Raw genomic sequence first — 18,440 nt, 5'->3', positions numbered from 1 at the left:
GCTTTTATTTTGGTTGTTCATTTGGCTTTCCCCAAATGTCGCTCTCTTGCTGGCCTGAATCAGATGTAGTCGGCGTTTGATTAGAAGAATCAGTTGTTTGACTGCTGCCAGTTGTTCCTGTCGAATTATCCGAAGTAGTGGATGAAGTTGTACCACCCGATGAACTTGCAGCTGTTAATCCTTTAATCACAACTTTATAAACTGGCGAATAATAATCCTCTGAAAGAAATTCACTTTTCACTAGTTGTTCTCCTTGATAAACGTCTCTGTATATCATAACAACTTTTCCTTCTGCCCCATTATTTTGAACCATTGTTTTTCCAGGGCTAATTTGTGGGCTATATTGAATAATCGTCTTTGGCTCTAGCTTCTGCTCATCTTTTGCATTAATTTTATATTCGTATAAGAACTTTTGACCCTTCAAAGTAACTTTAAGGTTCTGCCCCTCAATTGTTAACTCCAAAAAATATGGTAATTTATTTGGATTTGCAATCAACAAATCCGCAGGCTTAGCTTGGTCCACCTTCGCTTCATATCCTAAATTTGCATATTCGGGGAGAGTATTCCCAATGTTTCTTTCTATGATCGTGATATTAGAAGGTAATATAGCTTGATAGATACCAGTTGCCATGATATTTAAGGTTTTTGAATCAGTAATGTTTTGTTCCTTTGCAAAAGCTAATAAAGAAAATTGTTTTTCTGCTGGAATCTCAATTTTTGAATGTTTAGTGATGGATTTTTCTAATTCACCTGGTATCTCATTTAAATGAATAACGGAGGTATTGATGACAGCATCCTTATTGATTTTGTCAGCAAGCAGGTAATCATCGTAAATATTAAAGGTATGAGCACCCGGTTCAAATAATAGCGCCGTTTCATTCAAACTATGGTTCAGTTTATCAAGATCAATGTCCCCCATTTTTATTTGCGGAAACAAGACTTGCAGCTGTTCCTCCACTTGAGATTTATCCACATTAATATAGACAGGGTTATTTTGCCCCTCTTTAATAGATGCTACTGTCGTTGTAGAATCCAAATCAAATTGGTTTAAATCAAATGGAGCGGTTTTTTCCCCATATTGTAATTCCATTGAAGTATCTTTAACCCAATTAACATACTTTTCTTCCAAAAGGGAAATAGCTTCGTCTGGTGTTTTACCAGTAACATCCAAAGAACCAATGGTTGTCCCCTCGGAAAATTTCCCATCTGCATTTGATAAGCTTTCAAATGCTTTAGCTCCAAAATGGGAAGAGCTGAATATAAAAGCTGTACTGATTAACAGTACAACTAATAATTTTATCATTTCTTGATTTTTCACCAATTTACCTGCCTCCCCTAGACCCAACATACACTCTTAATGAGACTGCCTTTTTATTATTTATTAAGCGAAGGAATTTTGTTCACTGGCTTAATTTCATCGAGTTCTTCTAATGTATCATCCTCAAGATTTGAAGCAGCTTCTTTAGAAGCATGAAGGAATTCCAATAGTGCCTCATCTAAATCATTTTCATTGTTTTCCTGAACAGGCAGGACATCTTTTTCTATTTCAAATAGGGGGTGAGTTTCAAGTTCCACGAGCAAGCCATCATCCCCAACATCCTTTTGCTCATGTTCCCCTTCTGCAAGTAAACTCTCAATATCTAATAAGTAGTTTTCTTCTACTTCTATTTCATCTGTTAGAGCATTAACATCAAGATTGGTATCTCGGTCTAGTAAAAACGAAATATCTTCATCCATACCTTCAAGTTCTTGATTTTCCTCTAAAGTTCTGTCACTTATTGACGGTGTATATTTCTCTTCTTTCATTGGTTCTAACTCCATATTTAATATGGAAGCTTCAAGCAATACTTCTTCCTTCAATTCGGTTACATCATCACTCTTACTGCTTTTTTCTACTGTCTCATAGTCTTCAACAAAAATTTCTTCATATTTGTCATTTTGTTTATATAAAAGTGCCCCGAAACGTTTGTCAAAGAGGTAACCGACGCATAAAACTAATAGCAAAAGTACTACCGCAGTCTGCCATAATGGAATGACGGCAGCTGCCCCAACTCCTCCAAGTGCAAGTAAAAAACTTGTTATCGCAATCAGGAATTTACCTTTAAATGTATATCCAACCTGTATTAATGCCATTACCACCAGAGTTACAAGAAAAGACCCAATGGCCAAAATTATGGTTAGCATTCATCCACTCCCCTATCTATCATTCATTTATCCTATCATTTTACATATTTCACTAAAATAATCGTTCTTTCGTTATAATATTCAACAATTAGACAAATTTCATCTACTAAATATTGTATTATATTTTTACTTAGTTTAAAAGATGCATGTAACAATTTTACATATATAATTACAACTAATGGACCATGTCAAATTACCTCTTTAATTGGTAATATTAATACTCGGAATAGGTGAATATGTTAATATTTGCAGTTGCTTAATATGGTTTTATTAAACTATTATAATAGACGTGGTTCTTTGTTTTTTTCTACTTTATTCGACATGAATATCCCTGAAGGGAATGTTACTAAATGAAATTTTTCCAAAATGAAAAAGGAGTAACTCTTCTGGAGGTACTCTTATCCATCACTATATTGTCTATCATCTTTTTATCCATTATGACTTTTTTCCCGCAAATGGGTTTCACCAATAAACAAAATGAAGATAAAAGCCAGGGAATTAGTACCGCTAAACAAATACTAGTAAAATGGGAAAATGATGCAAATGTAAAGAAATTTTTAGCAAATCCAGCTGGGACCGTTATACCGGAATATAAAGGTGACGAAGGGAATTATCATATTTTTAAAACCACAGAAGGTGTATTTTCGGTAACGATTAAAATTAAAAAAAATCCACCAGACCCATCTTCCACTAAGTTAAAAGCACATCTTATTATCGTGCAGCTATTAAATAACAAGGGCAATGTCGTGAGTGTTACCTACGGCTATGTTGTAAGATAGGAGTAGATGCGATTGACAAAGAGTGAAAGAGGAATAACACTTATTGAACTGCTGGCAGCCATTTCCATACTCTCCTTTATTGGTATCATTATTTGGAATGCTTTTTTCCAAGGCTATCAATTTTCGAAAAAGGCCATTTCTAAAAATTTTATGATTCAAGAATCAAATATTGTCATAACCAACTTGACAAGAATTCATCAAAAATCAAAACAATATACCATTACTAATACAGACTCCAATTGTGAAATCACAGTTTCATATATTGACAAAAATGGAGCAAATCAAACGGAGGTATTTAACAATCCGCAAATTTGCTTAACTTTTGAAATAAAAAATGGGGTTACAAATCCAGTCGTTCCCACTACAACAAATAACGTGACCATAAAATTTACAGCAAGTGATAAGAAAAATAACTCAAATAAAGTCATAATTGATACAATACTCTATCGCTATAAGGGTGGTAATTGATGTTCAATAAAAAGTCTGAAGAAGGATACACCCTAGTTTTAGTTTTACTAATTATAACTGTTTTCTCCATAATTTTTTTATCGTTCATGGGACAGGCTTTCAGCGGAACTAAACAAAACAAAATTGTGGAGAAATCCTCGCAGTCAGTTGCACTGGCAGAAATGGGAATATCCTATTACGAAGTGGAATTTCAAAGAATTTTTGAGGTTAAACAAGTAGACGTAAACAACCAAGTTATTAACATTTTAAAGGCTGACCCTAGTAAAGACTATAAGTCAGAAGCTACCGGTGCCATGAAAACGGCTATTGATCAGGCTATATCTAACGGCCTTATCAAAACAACAGTACAAGTAGAGGGCTATCCGAATTCCACCTTTTCCATAAAAAATTTCACTTCTACTGCTGATCCAACCAATAGAAAAATTTCTTTGAAATTTGATGTAGAAGGATCAGAAAACGGAAAAACAACTACCCTTAATGCTGATATAGTAATTGACTTAGCTCTGATTAATTTAGCTGGAGGGTCAATTATCCCTGAATATAACCAGGTCGAAAAACCAACAAATGTTTCTACACAATGTATTAACCCATCTACTTTTACTGATATTAGCTGTCCGAATGGGGTAATCATAGACAAAAGTATGACCTATACTGAACAATACAATGGGTACGTAGGAACCATTTATTCAACTAGTGATCTAGTGTTAGGCGGTAATGGAAATAAATCTAAATTAACTTTACATGCTGATTCTGTGTCACTTAATGGAAACTTAAACAGTATAGTCGACATAACACTTGAATCGGAAAAAAATGCTAACTTTGGGGGCCAGCTTAGGGTCGAAGGTTCCGATTTGTATATTGGCGGAAACATGACAACAGATGATCACGTGACACTTGCTTTATCCTCTAGAATATGGACAAGGGGCAATGCCTCAATTGGGAAAATCTTGACAATTGATCCCACCTCAACGATGTGTGTAAAGGGAGATTTATCTGCCCAACAGTTAGTTATACAGGTTAATGGAACCCAAAAAGGCAGGTTAATTATTAAAGGAAGTGTGAATGTCGACCCAAGTAAAATCAGCGGTAACCCTCCAATCATCGTTACCAATTCCACCGATAAAGATTTTCTTACACAGAATTGCGGTAACACCTTTGACGATTACAATTCCATCGATTGGAGTAAATCTAACGGTGCTGTGATTGGTGATGTAACCTATAATTAACTCCACAAAAAAAGGGTGTAAGGAGATTATATAAAACTGTCTCTTTACACCTTTTTTATTTTAATACTATTAACAAGACGAATACTCCGCCACCCGATTCCGCCCAGCCCGTTTCGCACCAACATACAGCGCTCGGTCGGCATGCCGAATCAACGCAAGAGCATCCTCTGCATCCTCTGGTGCGGTCGCCACTCCAATAGAGGCCGTTATTTTTACCTGTTGCTTCTTTTGTTCCTGATCAATCGTTTGATAGAGGGTAAATGGCCAATTGGCGATGGATTCTCTAATTAACTCAGCCGTTTGATAGGCCACCTCTTTGGAAACATCAGGTAAGAGAACAACGAATTCCTCACCGCCATAGCGGGCAACGGTACCGTGACTTCCTACTAATTTATTGATTCTACCTGCAATATCTATCAGAATTTCGTTTCCGCTTTGATGACCGTATGTATCATTAATAGTTTTAAAATGATCTATATCAAGAATAATTAAAGAAATTACGTTTCGCTCATAGCGTTTAAGCTGCTCAAACTCCTTCATTAATGCGTTTTCAAAGTAGCGGTAATTATATAATTTAGTGAGTGAACAGCGTTCGCTTTGCATTTTCGTGCGTTCGTAATGCTTGGCATTTTCCATGGCAACGGCAAAATACGAGCAGAGAATATCGACAATGGTCAGCTGATATTTTTCATAGGCTCGTTCCTGCTTTGAAGCTAGCAGCAGTACGCCAATAACCAGTTTATTACGCATGATTGGAACACTTAAAATACTTTTAGCATCCTGTGGAAGATATCCTCCGCTTGTGTGATGCTGCCATTCCTTTTTCCGTGAATAAAAACAAGCCTTTTGCTTGTCCCAAACCATCCCGGAAATTCCTTCATTTTTTTTCAAAGGCGGCCTATTATATGGATCTACCCTTCCTTCTTCAACATAGCGGGTCAATTTCAGTTCGTCACCGGAAACTTCAAAGACATATGCATAATCTACTGGAAGCATTCCTCCAATTTTTTGGATAAATAAGGTAATGACATCATCAACTTGGAGGCGTTCCGCCATTTGATGCCCGATTTCAGCTGCTTTTTGCAGATACTTATTAATTTTTTCACTAGAGTAATAGAGATTAAAAATAACCGATAAGCTGACGAACGGAATCCCTACAAAAAGAAGCGACAATAACTGTAATTCATTATAAAGAATGTATAACACAACACCGACTGGAATGGTAATAATTGTCGTCAAAGTCTCTACCAATAAATCTTTTCCAAAGAAAGCGTTCTTACGCTTATAGATAAAAAATAGGTTGAAAGAAACAATGACTTGATTAATAAAATAATTTAACACCGCATACAAAATGGCCAACAAAAAAGCTTCGCTATCTTCAGTTAATTGCGGAGCCGTTTGGCCGCCAAGCAGATAATAGACAGTACCGCTCAGGACTGAAACAATAAAGAACATAATCATGTTAAGTGGTAAGCGGAATAGCTGCTCTTTTGGAACTCTTAGTTTTAGTAGCAAAACAAGTACTGCAATCTGAGTAAATACTATTTCCACAAACAATCCAAAAATTAAAAAAACGGTAAAAGATACCCATTGAATGAGAAAAATCGGCACATTATTGATCATAATTGGCATACTTGCCACAATGGCCATAAGCGCTAAAAAGGCAATAAGTTCATGCCAATTTACCGACATGTGCGGGGGGAAAGTTTGATAGGTGAACCACATTCCAGCTGGTACTAACATAATCCAGATCAGATAAATTGCTGTTTGGACATGTGGTTTAACCCCCATCTTCCTTCCCCTCCTCACCTAATTATTATTAATTCAAGATAATTTTATTTTACCAAAAAATAGCCAATCTGTCACAGAGAAATCGTCATATTTTTCAAATATTGACAAATAATTGGCTTTGCTTCTGAGATAAAATAAAGAGAGCCCGTGATGACAAGCATGTCATTGTCATTGGGAGGCAGGTGAGAAATTTCTTCTTTTATAAAAGGCAGCCAATCTTCGACTGCGAATTTATTTGCAGATTGGCTGAGTTTCAGCAAGTCTTCAGCATTAGCCGCTCTTGAAAAATCAAAGCTTACAAAAGAAATCTGAGCCGCAATTTCGTCAAGCTTGGCTATCATTTTGTCTAGCTTCTTATCTTTTAATGCCGCAAATATAATATGGATATTGCGATTGGCATAACGGGTCGACAATTCATGAACCAATGCTGTGATTCCCTCATCATTATGTGCACCATCGATGATGACTAGAGGGTTTTCAGATAAAACCTCAAAGCGGCCCGGCCAATAGGTCTTTTTCAAACCCTTCCTGATGGCCTGTTCAGTGACTGAAATGCTGGCATGTTGGTTTAAATATAGAACTGCGCTGACTGCAAGTGCTGCATTTTCGGTTTGGTGCTGGCCAATCATGCTGATTTCAAGCTTTTCTAATGTATCCCCCGTTGTTTGTAAAGTAAATATTTCACCTTTTAAGATTGATTCATGAGCATCAATCGAAAATTCTTGATTTAAGCGAAATATTGGTGCCTCTTTTTTCTCCGCCTGTTCCTCAATTACCTTAAGTGCTCCAGGGTGTTTGACCGCTGTAAAAATCGGCGTCCTTTCCTTGATGATTCCCGCCTTCTCAAACGCAATTTCCTCATGGGTGTTGCCGAGGATGTTGGTATGATCAAGACCAATGTTTGTAATAAGTGAAGCCAATGGCTGCACAATATTCGTGGAATCAAATCGTCCACCAAGCCCGACCTCATAAAGGACGATATCGATTTCAGGATTATTTGCAAAATAATAGAACGACATGGCCGTAATAATTTCAAATTCTGTCGGTCCGCCAAGGTCTGTTTCCTCTAATTCATTTGCTAAAGGAAGAATGACATTTGTTAATTCAAGGATTTCTTGATCTGTGATTGGCTTACCGTTAACACTAATTCGCTCGTTGAATGTTTCAATATAGGGAGATGTAAATGTACCAACTATATACCCTGCTTCCTGTAGAATGGAACGCAAATATGTAACCGTTGAACCTTTTCCATTTGTCCCGCCTATATGGACAGTTTTGATTTTAGTTTCCGGGTGGCCGAGCCTGTCCATCATCCACGCCATCCGTTTTAACCCCGGTTTAATGCCGAGCCTGAGCCTTGCATGAATCCAATCAAGGGCTTCTTTATAAGTAGTAAACATGTCTTACACCCCTTTTGTTAAAAAAATAAGCCAAGACGAATCCAAAGTGGATTCGCCTTCAGCTTCATTAACCTCTTAACTCTTTAATACGAGCTTCTACAATATTTCGTTTTTCTAGGTAGTCTTGTTCTTTGGCACGTTCTTCGGCTACAACACTTTCAGGTGCTTTTTTCATAAAGCCTTCATTGCTTAATTTCTTTTGAACACGCTCTACCTCTTTATTTAATTTATCCAATTCCTTCTCAAGGCGGACAATTTCTTCATCAATATTGATCAGGCCTTGGAGCGGAAGGATAATCTCGACACCCGTAATAACCGCGGTCATTGCTTTTTCAGGGGTTTCGATGTTCTGCCCCATTTGCAGTTCTTCTGGGTTACAGAACTTTTCGATGTAGCTGCGGTTCTTCTCAAGAGCCGTTAATATTTTTTCATCCTTAGCTTTCACCAACATGTTGATTTTCTTACTCATAGGTGTGTTAACTTCAGCACGAATATTACGTACAGAGCGGATCATTTCCATCAGAAGCTTCATTTCCCGTGCCGCTTCTTCATCTGTATACTCCGATTTTACCTCCGGCCAATTGGCTTCGGTAATCGATTCACCGGAATGAGGCAGGTTCTGCCAAATTTCCTCGGTGATAAATGGCATGAACGGATGCAATAATCTCATTGTTTGGTCTAAAACATAGGCAAGAATGGAACGAGTTGTTTTCTTAGCCCCCTCATCTTCACCGTATAAAGGAAGCTTCGCCATTTCAATATACCAATCACAGAAGTCATCCCAGATAAAGTTATAAAGGGCACGGCCAACTTCACCGAATTCATACCGCTCTGACAGCTTTGTCACATGTTCGATTGTTTCATTTAGGCGTGTTAGAATCCATTTGTCGGCAACAGATTTTTCCCCGCTGAAATCAATTTCATCATAGCTGAGACCGTTCATATTCATTAAAGCAAAACGGGAAGCATTCCAAATTTTATTGGCAAAGTTCCAGGTTGCTTCAACCTTTTCCGTGCTATAACGTAAATCTTGACCTGGTGATGAACCAGTGGATAGGAAGTATCTGAGTGCGTCTGCACCGTATTTGTCGATAACCTCCATTGGGTCAACGCCGTTTCCAAGCGATTTACTCATTTTCCGGCCCTGCTCGTCACGAACAAGTCCGTGGATGAGAACATCTTTAAATGGACGCTCACCGGTGAACTCTAAGCTTTGGAAAATCATTCTGGATACCCAGAAGAAGATGATATCGTAGCCTGTTACAAGAACATCCGTTGAGAAGTACCGCTTGAAATCGGCTGATTCTGTGTCAGGCCAGCCCATGGTCGAGAATGGCCATAACGCTGAGCTGAACCATGTATCTAATACGTCTTTGTCCTGTTCCCAGTTTTCTCTGTCAGCTGGCGCTTCATGACCGACAAATACTTCACCTGTTTCTTTGTGATACCAAGCAGGAATGCGATGTCCCCACCATAGTTGTCTGGAAATACACCAGTCGCGGATGTTTTCCATCCAGTGCAGGTATGTTTTTTCGAAACGGTCTGGAACAAAGTGTACTTTTTCTTCCTTGCTTTGAAGCTCAATGGCTTGATCTGCCAACGGCTGCATTTTAACAAACCATTGTGTAGAAAGATAAGGCTCTACTACTGCTCCGCTGCGCTCAGAGTGGCCAACGGAATGCAGGTGATCTTCAATTTTAAACAGAACGCCTTGTTCTTGAAGGTCTTTAACAATTTGCTTGCGGCATTCGAAACGGTCAAGACCTTGGTATTTGCCGGCCTTTTCGTTCATAGACCCGTCTTCGTTCATGACTAATATACGCTCGAGATTGTAACGGTTGCCTAGTTCAAAGTCGTTCGGGTCATGGGCAGGAGTAATTTTAACAGCCCCAGAACCGAATTCCATATCAACATAATCATCGCCAACAATCGGAATTTCCCGGCCAACGATTGGCAGGATAACCGTTTTGCCGATCAAGTGCTTGTAACGGTCATCTTCTGGATGAACAGCAACCGCTGTATCCCCTAGCATCGTTTCCGGACGAGTTGTTGCTACTTCAATGTAGCCGGAACCGTCAGCTAACGGATACTTCATATGATAAAAGGCACCTTGAATATCCTTATAAATAACCTCAATATCAGAAAGGGCCGTTTTTGTGGATGGGTCCCAGTTAATGATATATTCGCCGCGGTAGATTAAGTCTTTGTTGTAAAGGGTAACGAATACTTCGCGAACCGCTCTTGAAAGTCCCTCATCGAGAGTGAAACGCTCGCGGGAATAGTCAAGTCCTAAACCTAACTTTGCCCATTGCTCACGGATATGGGAAGCATACTCTTCCTTCCACTTCCATGTTTCCTCAACGAATTTTTCCCTGCCGAGGTCATAACGGCTTTTGCCTTCGCTTTTAAGCTTTTGTTCAACCTTTGCCTGTGTCGCGATTCCAGCATGGTCCATACCCGGAAGCCAAAGAACATCATAGCCCTGCATCCGCTTTATGCGTGTGATGATATCTTGAAGAGTTGTATCCCATGCATGCCCTAAATGGAGTTTTCCAGTAACGTTAGGCGGTGGGATAACGACTGTATATGGCTGTTTTCCCTCATCATCTTTTGCTTCAAAAAACTTCCCTTGCAGCCACCATTCATAACGACCTTTTTCAATTGTTTGTGGGTCGTATTTGGTTGGCATCGTAATTTCTTTTGTTTCCAACTGAATTGCCTCCTTTTATCTTTTAAAAACAACAAAAAACCCCATTCGCCATAAAAGGACGAATGGAGTTGCTTCGCGGTACCACCTTTTTTCCAATCATAATGATGATTGGCACTTCATCGGATAACGGATTTCATCCGTCTTCTACTACTGGAGCCTTTTGACCTGTTCACAGAAGAAGCTCTTGGGCGACCTTCCGATGCTCCACTTAGGAAACCTTTCAGCTAATGGTTCCCCTCTCTAAAAGCTGGCTTTCACCGTACTCTTCCCTGTCAAAGCTTTCATTTTTGATTATATAGTTATACTACCCAAAAAACGGGGTTCACGTCAATCAGGTTAACCTTATTTTTTATAATTTATACTATATGCAAAACGGATACCGTCTGATTGCACTTATTAAGCTGTTTGATATTTTTCCTCTGCACTTCTAAGCGAATGACTACTTCTTTTCTTATTAAGGCAGGATTCTGCTTTGGCAAGCGTCATGCCGATGGTTGCCCAAAATAACGGGGCTACCGGGACAACACTAATATTAAAAAACGCCTGAATTAAGTAACCTGTAATCGCTGAAAACAAACATAATAAGATTATTTTTTCATTTCCCTCAGCCGCTTTTGCAGCTTGAAAGGTCCTCCTTAAAATAGTAGAAAGTAACAAAAGATAGACTAATAAGGCTGGTACTCCTAAGGTTATCGCCATATGCAAATATTCGTTATGGGCCTTATCCACTACCATGTCTCCGAATATTTTCTTTTTTTCCTTATCATTTGGAAAGACATATTCCAATGTGTCCGGCCCGGAACCAGTCCAAAAATAGTCATCGATTAATGGAAGGGATTTTCTCCAGATAAACAACCGAAAGGACCCAACTTGGTCGGTATTATCTTTTTCAACTAGCTTTTTAGAATCGGACACAACCGAACCTAAACGGTTAATATAGTTCCCTTGCTCCAAAACATTAATAGCAATGAATATTACCATAAGTGTAATGATTAATTTAGTCCAATTTTTCCACAGATGTCTTCTCTTAAAGACAACCAAGAATGAAATTAGTGTAAGTCCACAAAAGACTCCAACATATCCGCTTCTTGTCTGAGTGAAAAGCAATGCTATAAAAGCTAGTCCTATAATAAATAAGAAATAGGTTGATTGTTTTCTATTTTTGGCAGTTAAATAAAACGATATCGCGCCCAAAATAATTAAAACAAGATAGGATCCAAAAAAATTAGCGTTATCAAAAAACGAATAACTTCTCGGATCTAATAGTTTTGTGCTGTTCCTTGGGAAAAAATCTAAAAAATAATGCTGTAGAATTCCATATATGGATACAGGTATAGATACAATTGCCATACCTTTAAAAAGCTTCTGTATTTTGTTTACATCTAATATCTTATATGAAAATAAAAATATACTTAAATACGAAAAATACGTTAAAATTCCTTCATACCGATATTTAGTCCCATACAATGAGGTTTTTAAGTTAACTGAAAAAACAGTTGAAATGATTGCCAAGCAAAGAAAAATAACAACGATTAATTCCACTGATTGGTAGGGCTTTTTAAGATTAATTGTCCAATATTTTTTCCTTAATATGATATACAGCCAACTACCCAAAACAAAAATATTTAAATAAGCAACCTTTGGCATGGTATAACTCGGGTCAAATCCCCAAGGATAAATCATCAGCGGAAACAGCAAAAGAAACCAATACATTCAAATAACTCCTTATGTCACAAGTCCCGTGTAAAAATACCTGGTATTTCAATTACTTCTAATTATTCCATTTCTTTTCAATTTATTCAATCTGAATTTAAAACGGTAAGTTTTGGATGAATTATGGGGCATTCACACAAATTTTCGAATATACATATGATAAGGGTAAATTGGGAAAGGGGGGGTTTGGGGTGAGGAATTTCCATAAGTATAAACACCGTCCCTGGTTTAGAACGTTTCGGAGATTGTCCGGACAGCTGGTGGTCCCATTTATTATCTTTCAATTTATACGAACTATTTTTCTGCCAACTATTTTTGATGTCTTGTTATTATCCCTTTTTATCGTCATTGCCATTTCCATTTATTTTGAAATTATTTAAGGAGCCCTATGTGCAGATGAATCCTGCTATTGGGCTCCTTCTTTTGCCTGCTGGGCTGCCTCTTGGGCTGCTTTTTGTTGGTTCTCGATTTCCGTCATCCGCATCACAATATATTCGGTATTTTTTAAATGCCAATAGCGATGCTGCAGCTGGCGGACATATTTTAACTCATTTTTCGGACGAGGCTTCCGATAATACTTTTCTGCCATTTGGATGATGGGTATTGGGTAGGCCAAGTAGCTGTTGAATAATAATTTTTCCTCCGGCTTAAACGGAAAGTATTTAAAATAATGATAAACCAAACCAATCACATCATCGTTTCGTTTCGGACTTGTGTTTAAAGTCCTTGACACATATGGGAGCAGGTCATGGATTGGTGAGCCGTAACGAGCATTTTCAAAATTAATAAAAAAGCCGTATCCCCGTTCATCATAAAGAAAATGATCGGATGAAAGCTTCCCATGGACAACCACCATTCGGGCTTTCTCATTTTCCTTTGTGCTCTCATACCATTCTTCAAATTTTGATTTTGAAAACCGGAGCGCCTGGCTGATTTCATTGTAGTATAGGCAAAACAGCAGTTCGAATGGTGACATATAGGTTTTCTTTTCGCAAACATCAATGTAGCCATCAAGAAATTCTTGATTTTTATCAAGCAGCTGCAAGGTTTTTTCGTAATGCTCGGCCCTCTCCTCCTTGTTTACTTCGATTTCCTTTGCGGAAAGGGTATGAAGCCGAGCCAATTCGCGAAAAAGCTGCTGGCTTTTGTACTGGTGGTCTTCTCTTTGATCGTTTGCCATCCAAGGCATGAGATAATAAAGATTATTATCATGCAATACCGCATATCTGCCGTCCATTGTGGGATATATAGGAACAATCCGGTTAAAGCCTTTTTGATAGAGATAATGGACATGCCGAATGAAATCTGTCCCTAAGGCTGGGGGAATTTTTTTCAGGGCAAAGGTACCTTTGTTAGAATAAATTTTTTGAATGCCGCCAAAATCCTCTACAAAATACGGCTCTACCTGGTAGTTCTCCAAAATCGGCGTAAGGGTCTCCAGCCTATTCGAGTCATTCATGAGAATTCACTCTCTTTCATTTAGAAAAGCAAAAGGGCATAAAAAGAAAGCAGAGCAGGCCCCGTTCGAACCCGCTCACCTTCTAAGGTCTGGTTATTTTTTGGCAAAGGCTGCCGGAACATATAATACTTGACCTTCATAAACATCCTGGCTCAATTCCAGATTGTTAACACGAAGGAGATTTTGAACAGAAACATCATAACGTTTAGATAAACTTTCTACCGTATCCCCTCTTTGAACAATACAAACCTTTAACCTTGTTTGCGAAGAACCTTCGTCCTTTCGGGCAAAGAATTCTGTCAGGGTCATCGATTTCTTCTTGGCACCAAACAGCTTCTTCTTTTGCTTTGGCTCCTCTTCAGATGACGATGAAGATGACGAGCTTTCCTCTTCATATTCCACGACTACTGCTGGGGATTCCTCCACAATGATCTCTTCCTCAAACTGAACTTCAACCTCTACAGGCTGTTTTTCTTCTTTTCTCTCCTGATAACGCCATGCAGGTTCATTTGCTTCGGCATTATACTCCTGGTACTGCCAAGGCGGCCGATATTCCTGCTGCTCCTGAGTTTGTTCCTGAGGTTGATAATTAAAGTTTGGGAACTTTGGAAATGCATCTGTGCCCTGTTCTTCCTCCTGAGGTTTACGTGCTTCCGTCTGGAATAAGAAATTGTTTTGATACGGGCTTTGTGCTGTTGGTTGAGGGAATTCGTATTCTTCCTCCTCTTCCTCGGCTCCTGCTCGGTACAGGAGTTCAAGTTCAGGCTCTTCCTCCTGCTGCTGTTGCTGTTGCTGCTCATTTCCATAGAGGCCGCTGATGGTCAACTCTGCTGACAGCTTTAAGCAGCTGCGCTCAGGCATGGAATAATCAAACGTTTCCACAAGGACATCAATATCATACACACTTTGAATTCGATTGTTAGGAATCGTGATATCAACCGGGAATCGATGTGAAAATTCAGCTACTCCCTCCTCACGCTCGGCCACCCGTTCTACAAACTTCTGTGAGACAGCACCCTCTTCATTTCCTTCCTCTTGGTCCTTGTAGCATTTATATTCGCCGGAAAGCTCCAGCGAACCGCGTATGGTGACGTACTGATCGTTTTCCTGGATGGTAATATCCGGGTCTAAGGAAATGGAAATAAGCTCTTCGACTTCCTGTCCTTTTCTAAACCACAGGGACTCCTCCACAGAAAATCTTAGGTACGATTGATTCTCCTGAGACAAAGCGACTCCTCCTTTCGTTTCCTAATGCAAAATCACTATGTCACTTACACTTTATGAGGGTAAATTTTTATTTATGAATAAAAAAGCTGGATTGTGCAGAAAAGAGGCAAAAAAATAAACTCCCCTAATGGGAGAGCTGGATTGTTCTAATGGTTTATCAAAGATTTATAATCTTCGATTGTTTTAATGGCTGATTTCATGGAGTCATTAGATAACTTGTTTTTCATTGTATTTTTTAAAATAGTTTCTAATTGTGGGCACAATTTGATTTGCTTTGTGTGTGCATCGGTCTTTTTTAGAGCGTCCGAAAGGGCAATTATTGGCCGTTTATTTTCCGCGACAACATCCTTATTGTTCTTTACTATGACCCACTTGGTATTCTCTTTCACCGCTTTAAATTCTACCTTAATCGGGACGGGTTCTTCCTTAATATAAGTCCTGCTTAATGAGTGGGCCTCCTGTAAATATTTTTTATCTACTGCTTGGTCTTTAAAAAATATTTTAATAAGGGGCCGGGGCGCTTTTGTTTTGTCGCAGTAATATAAAGGATACTGGGCGTTTCTCGATACCAATGCTATGTACAGGCTTCTTAAATGCTGAAGGTAGCTATTAGACTCTTGTTTGACAAAAAAATTACCTCTAGTAAACTCGGTGTTTTCGTTGTACATCAGTGTTTGAAATATTTTTAGACTATCGGTGTAGATGTTTATGATTTCTTGTTTATGGATGTCGTTTTCTTTTATTAATTCAATTGTTTTTTCTAATGCATAGCCTTCTGCTATATTTGAGGTAGGATTGATATGCTCAGTTTTAAAATGGTGTTTTTCTATGAAGCCAAATTCGTTTACCCTTACGATTCCTACTCCGATGGTGTGTTCCTTGGTTGAACCGTCAATATAGTATTCTATCATTTTTTGCACCCGCTTCTCCTACGACTTTTTCTACGACGATTTGATTAAAGACTTTTTGTAAGACCAATGAAATTCTTTTAGAAAAAAATAATTTATTGTTACATATTTTACCACAAAAAGGCAGTGGACTAATTTTAAATTTAATCCACTGCCTTCTTATAGGTACAAATTTTATTTAAGCTTCGAAAAAGCAACCTCAACAGCCTTAACCGTCTTTTCAATATCCTCATCCGAATGCTCAGTTGATAGGAATAATCCCTCAAACTGAGATGGCGGCAGGAATACGCCTTGGTCGGCCATTTGGCGGTAGTATTCGGCAAAGAAATCCAAATTGGATGATTTGGCTGTTTCATAATTGATGACCTCTTCATTCGTGAAGAAGAAACCAATCATCGAACCAGCACGGTTAAAGGTAACTGGAACTCCATATTTTTCCCCAGCAGCCTTAATACCTTTTTCTAGGATATCTCCCTTGCGGATAAACTCATTGTAGTGCTCTGGTGTCAACTGGCTTAAGGTTTCATAGCCCGCTGTCATGGCAAGCGGATTTCCGGATAATGTACCCGCCTGATAAATCGGGCCGCTTGGTGCAATACGCTCCATAATATCTGCACGGCCACCGTAAGCGCCGACAGGAAGACCGCCGCCGATTACTTTTCCTAAACAGGTCAAGTCCGGAGTGATACCGAAGTATCCTTGAGCACAATTGTAGCCGACACGGAAACCAGTCATAACTTCATCAAAAATTAACAGCGCCCCGTATTCGGTGGTAATATCACGTAGTCCTTGCAAGAACCCTGGCAGTGGTGGAACAAGTCCCATGTTGCCTGCAACTGGTTCAACAATGATACAAGCAATATCATCGCCAAATTGTTCAAAGGCGTATTTTACCCCTTCAAGGTCATTGTATTGTACTGTGATTGTGTTGGAAGCAACACCTTCAGGTACACCTGGGCTGTCAGGCAAGCCAAGTGTGGCAACTCCCGATCCAGCTTTAATTAATAATGAATCACCATGGCCGTGATAACAGCCCTCGAATTTTAAAATCTTATTACGTCCTGTATACCCACGTGCTAACCGTAAGGCACTCATCGTTGCTTCTGTTCCGGAGTTGACCATCCTGATAATCTCAATGGAAGGCACGCGTTCTTGCACAAGCTTGGCCAGTTTGTTTTCCAATAGAGTCGGCGCTCCAAAGCTTGTTCCTGACTCGGCAGTTTTTTTCAACGCTTCAACTACTTGATCATTGGAATGTCCGAGGATAAGCGGTCCCCATGAAAGAACGTAATCAATATATTCATTACCGTCGATATCATAAATTTTCGAACCTTTGCCCCGTTCCATGAAAATTGGGTCCATGTTGACGGATTTAAAGGCACGAACCGGACTGTTTACACCGCCGGGCATCAATGTTTGGGCTTCTTTAAATGCTTCAATCGATTTTGTATAGGAACGCATTCTTTTCCCTCGTTTCAAAAAATATTATTCGTCTTCCTTCAACCAGCGAATCGCATCTTTTGCATGGTAGGTAATGATTAAATCAGCACCAGCGCGCTTCATACCGATTAACATTTCAAGAACGGTCTTTTTCTCGTCTACCCAGCCATTTTGCGCTGCGGCTTTAATCATTGCGTATTCACCGCTGACGTTGTAAACAACGACCGGCAAATTAAAGTTGTTTTTAATATCACGAACAATATCAAGGTATGGCATGCCTGGCTTCACTATTAAGAAGTCTGCCCCTTCAGCAACATCTGATTCTGCTTCACGAAAGGCTTCCATACGGTTCGCAGGGTCCATTTGATAGGTCTTGCGGTCACCGAATTGCGGTGCACCCTCAGCAGCCTCGCGGAATGGTCCGTAGAATGCAGATGCATATTTAACCGCATAAGACATGACAGGGATTTCAGTAAATCCAGCTTCATCCAATCCTGCGCGGATGGCAGCCACAAATCCATCCATCATGTTTGACGGTGCAATAATATCAGCGCCAGCTTGGGCTTGAGCTATAGCTGTTTTTACAAGCAGGTCTAATGATTGGTCGTTAAGGATTTTTTCGCCTTCAACGACGCCGCAGTGACCGTGGCTTGTATATTCACATAAGCAGGTATCCGCAACAACTAAAACTTCGGGGAAATGTTCCTTAATATAGCGAGTGGCAACTTGAACAATACCATGGTCATGGAACGCTCCTGTGCCGCACTCATCCTTTGTTTCTGGAATACCAAATAATAGAACGGCTTTGATACCGTGAGCAACGATATCTTCCATCTCAGCGTGGAGGTGATCCATCGATACTTGGAATACTCCCGGCATAGAAGATACCTCATTGCGGATGTTTTCTCCTTCATAAATAAACAGCGGATAGATGAAATCGTCCGCTTTCAAATGATTTTCCCTAACGAGCGCACGCATGCTGGCGCTTGAACGTAAACGACGATGACGTGAAAATTGAAGTTCCATTGTGTATACCTCCATTAAATTTAGCTATTTTAATATGTAACTTGCGGATTGCCCTCTCAACTTGCGGATAACCCTTCCCTACTTGCGATAGCCAGCCCCAACTTGCGGA

At 39.3% G+C, this 18,440-nt stretch carries 15 protein-coding genes and 1 other annotated feature; of the genes, 4 read left to right on the top strand and 11 right to left on the bottom strand.

The window, feature by feature from the left end; all coding sequences use genetic code 11:
• Window positions 1–4: 4 nt before the first annotated feature.
• Together ACNQGS_RS00205 and ACNQGS_RS00200 are read right to left on the bottom strand one after the other, a co-directional pair.
• Complete coding sequence (locus ACNQGS_RS00205) at window positions 5–1,318, bottom strand: G5 domain-containing protein (RefSeq protein ID WP_491485605.1); 1,314 nt, start codon at window positions 1,316–1,318, stop codon at window positions 5–7.
• A 56-nt stretch (window positions 1,319–1,374) separates the two neighbouring features.
• A complete protein-coding gene (locus tag ACNQGS_RS00200; RefSeq protein ID WP_491485604.1) occupies window positions 1,375–2,184 on the bottom strand; it encodes a hypothetical protein in 810 nt (269 codons plus the stop codon).
• Between the two features lie 350 nt (window positions 2,185–2,534).
• Between ACNQGS_RS00200 and ACNQGS_RS00195 the strand changes: the two genes are divergently transcribed.
• Genes ACNQGS_RS00195 through ACNQGS_RS00185 form a run of 3 tightly spaced genes read left to right on the top strand, consistent with a single transcriptional unit; the run spans window position 2,535 to window position 4,657 of the window.
• Entirely contained in the window at window positions 2,535–2,963 is a 429-nt protein-coding gene (locus ACNQGS_RS00195) for a type IV pilus modification PilV family protein (RefSeq protein ID WP_491485603.1), read from the top strand.
• A 12-nt stretch (window positions 2,964–2,975) separates the two neighbouring features.
• Window positions 2,976–3,431, top strand: coding sequence for a type II secretion system protein (locus tag ACNQGS_RS00190; protein WP_491485602.1), 456 nt, complete (start codon window positions 2,976–2,978; stop codon window positions 3,429–3,431).
• Window positions 3,431–4,657, top strand: coding sequence for a bactofilin family protein (locus tag ACNQGS_RS00185; protein WP_491485601.1), 1,227 nt, complete (start codon window positions 3,431–3,433; stop codon window positions 4,655–4,657). The genes ACNQGS_RS00190 and ACNQGS_RS00185 overlap by 1 nt, the downstream gene beginning before the upstream one ends.
• A gap of 69 nt (window positions 4,658–4,726) precedes the next feature.
• Here the strand turns inward: ACNQGS_RS00185 and ACNQGS_RS00180 are convergent, their stop codons facing one another.
• The 4 genes from ACNQGS_RS00180 to ACNQGS_RS00165 all read right to left on the bottom strand — a co-directional run bounded on the left by ACNQGS_RS00180 (window position 4,727) and on the right by ACNQGS_RS00165 (window position 12,271).
• A complete protein-coding gene (locus ACNQGS_RS00180; protein ID WP_491485600.1) occupies window positions 4,727–6,448 on the bottom strand; it encodes a sensor domain-containing diguanylate cyclase in 1,722 nt (573 codons plus the stop codon).
• Window positions 6,449–6,519: 71 nt separating this feature from the next.
• Complete coding sequence (locus ACNQGS_RS00175; RefSeq protein WP_491485599.1) at window positions 6,520–7,848, bottom strand: bifunctional folylpolyglutamate synthase/dihydrofolate synthase; 1,329 nt, start codon at window positions 7,846–7,848, stop codon at window positions 6,520–6,522.
• Window positions 7,849–7,915: 67 nt separating this feature from the next.
• On the bottom strand, window positions 7,916–10,558 hold the full coding sequence (locus ACNQGS_RS00170) for a valine--tRNA ligase (RefSeq protein ID WP_491485598.1): 2,643 nt from the start codon (window positions 10,556–10,558) through the stop codon (window positions 7,916–7,918).
• 51 nt (window positions 10,559–10,609) lie between these two features.
• Window positions 10,610–10,843: a binding site (T-box leader), on the bottom strand.
• Between the two features lie 111 nt (window positions 10,844–10,954).
• Window positions 10,955–12,271 carry an O-antigen ligase family protein gene (locus tag ACNQGS_RS00165; RefSeq protein ID WP_491485597.1) on the bottom strand — a complete coding sequence of 439 codons (1,317 nt, stop codon included), beginning with the start codon at window positions 12,269–12,271 and terminating at the stop codon, window positions 10,955–10,957.
• A 191-nt stretch (window positions 12,272–12,462) separates the two neighbouring features.
• On the opposite strand from ACNQGS_RS00165, the gene ACNQGS_RS00160 reads away from it, so the two are divergent.
• Window positions 12,463–12,651, top strand: a complete 189-nt coding sequence (locus tag ACNQGS_RS00160; RefSeq protein ID WP_491485596.1) for a YszA family small membrane protein — start codon at window positions 12,463–12,465, stop codon at window positions 12,649–12,651.
• Window positions 12,652–12,677: 26 nt separating this feature from the next.
• Here the strand turns inward: ACNQGS_RS00160 and ysxE are convergent, their stop codons facing one another.
• The 5 genes from ysxE to hemB all read right to left on the bottom strand — a co-directional run bounded on the left by ysxE (window position 12,678) and on the right by hemB (window position 18,331).
• A complete protein-coding gene (gene ysxE, locus ACNQGS_RS00155; protein WP_378584213.1) occupies window positions 12,678–13,730 on the bottom strand; it encodes a spore coat protein YsxE in 1,053 nt (350 codons plus the stop codon).
• A gap of 93 nt (window positions 13,731–13,823) precedes the next feature.
• Window positions 13,824–14,957 (bottom strand): stage VI sporulation protein D, encoded by a 1,134-nt coding sequence (gene spoVID / locus ACNQGS_RS00150; protein ID WP_491485595.1) that lies wholly within the window; start codon window positions 14,955–14,957, stop codon window positions 13,824–13,826.
• Between the two features lie 146 nt (window positions 14,958–15,103).
• Window positions 15,104–15,877, bottom strand: coding sequence for a hypothetical protein (locus ACNQGS_RS00145; protein ID WP_491485594.1), 774 nt, complete (start codon window positions 15,875–15,877; stop codon window positions 15,104–15,106).
• Window positions 15,878–16,039: 162 nt separating this feature from the next.
• Window positions 16,040–17,326, bottom strand: coding sequence for a glutamate-1-semialdehyde 2,1-aminomutase (gene hemL / locus ACNQGS_RS00140; protein WP_491485593.1), 1,287 nt, complete (start codon window positions 17,324–17,326; stop codon window positions 16,040–16,042).
• Window positions 17,327–17,350: 24 nt separating this feature from the next.
• Entirely contained in the window at window positions 17,351–18,331 is a 981-nt protein-coding gene (gene hemB / locus ACNQGS_RS00135; RefSeq protein WP_491485592.1) for a porphobilinogen synthase, read from the bottom strand.
• Between the last annotated feature and the right edge of the window lie 109 nt (window positions 18,332–18,440).

Source organism: Neobacillus sp. PVCKKU3, assembly GCF_058323225.1.
Note: the sequence above shows the minus strand (reverse complement) of the source record. Positions and strands in the feature narration are given on the sequence as shown.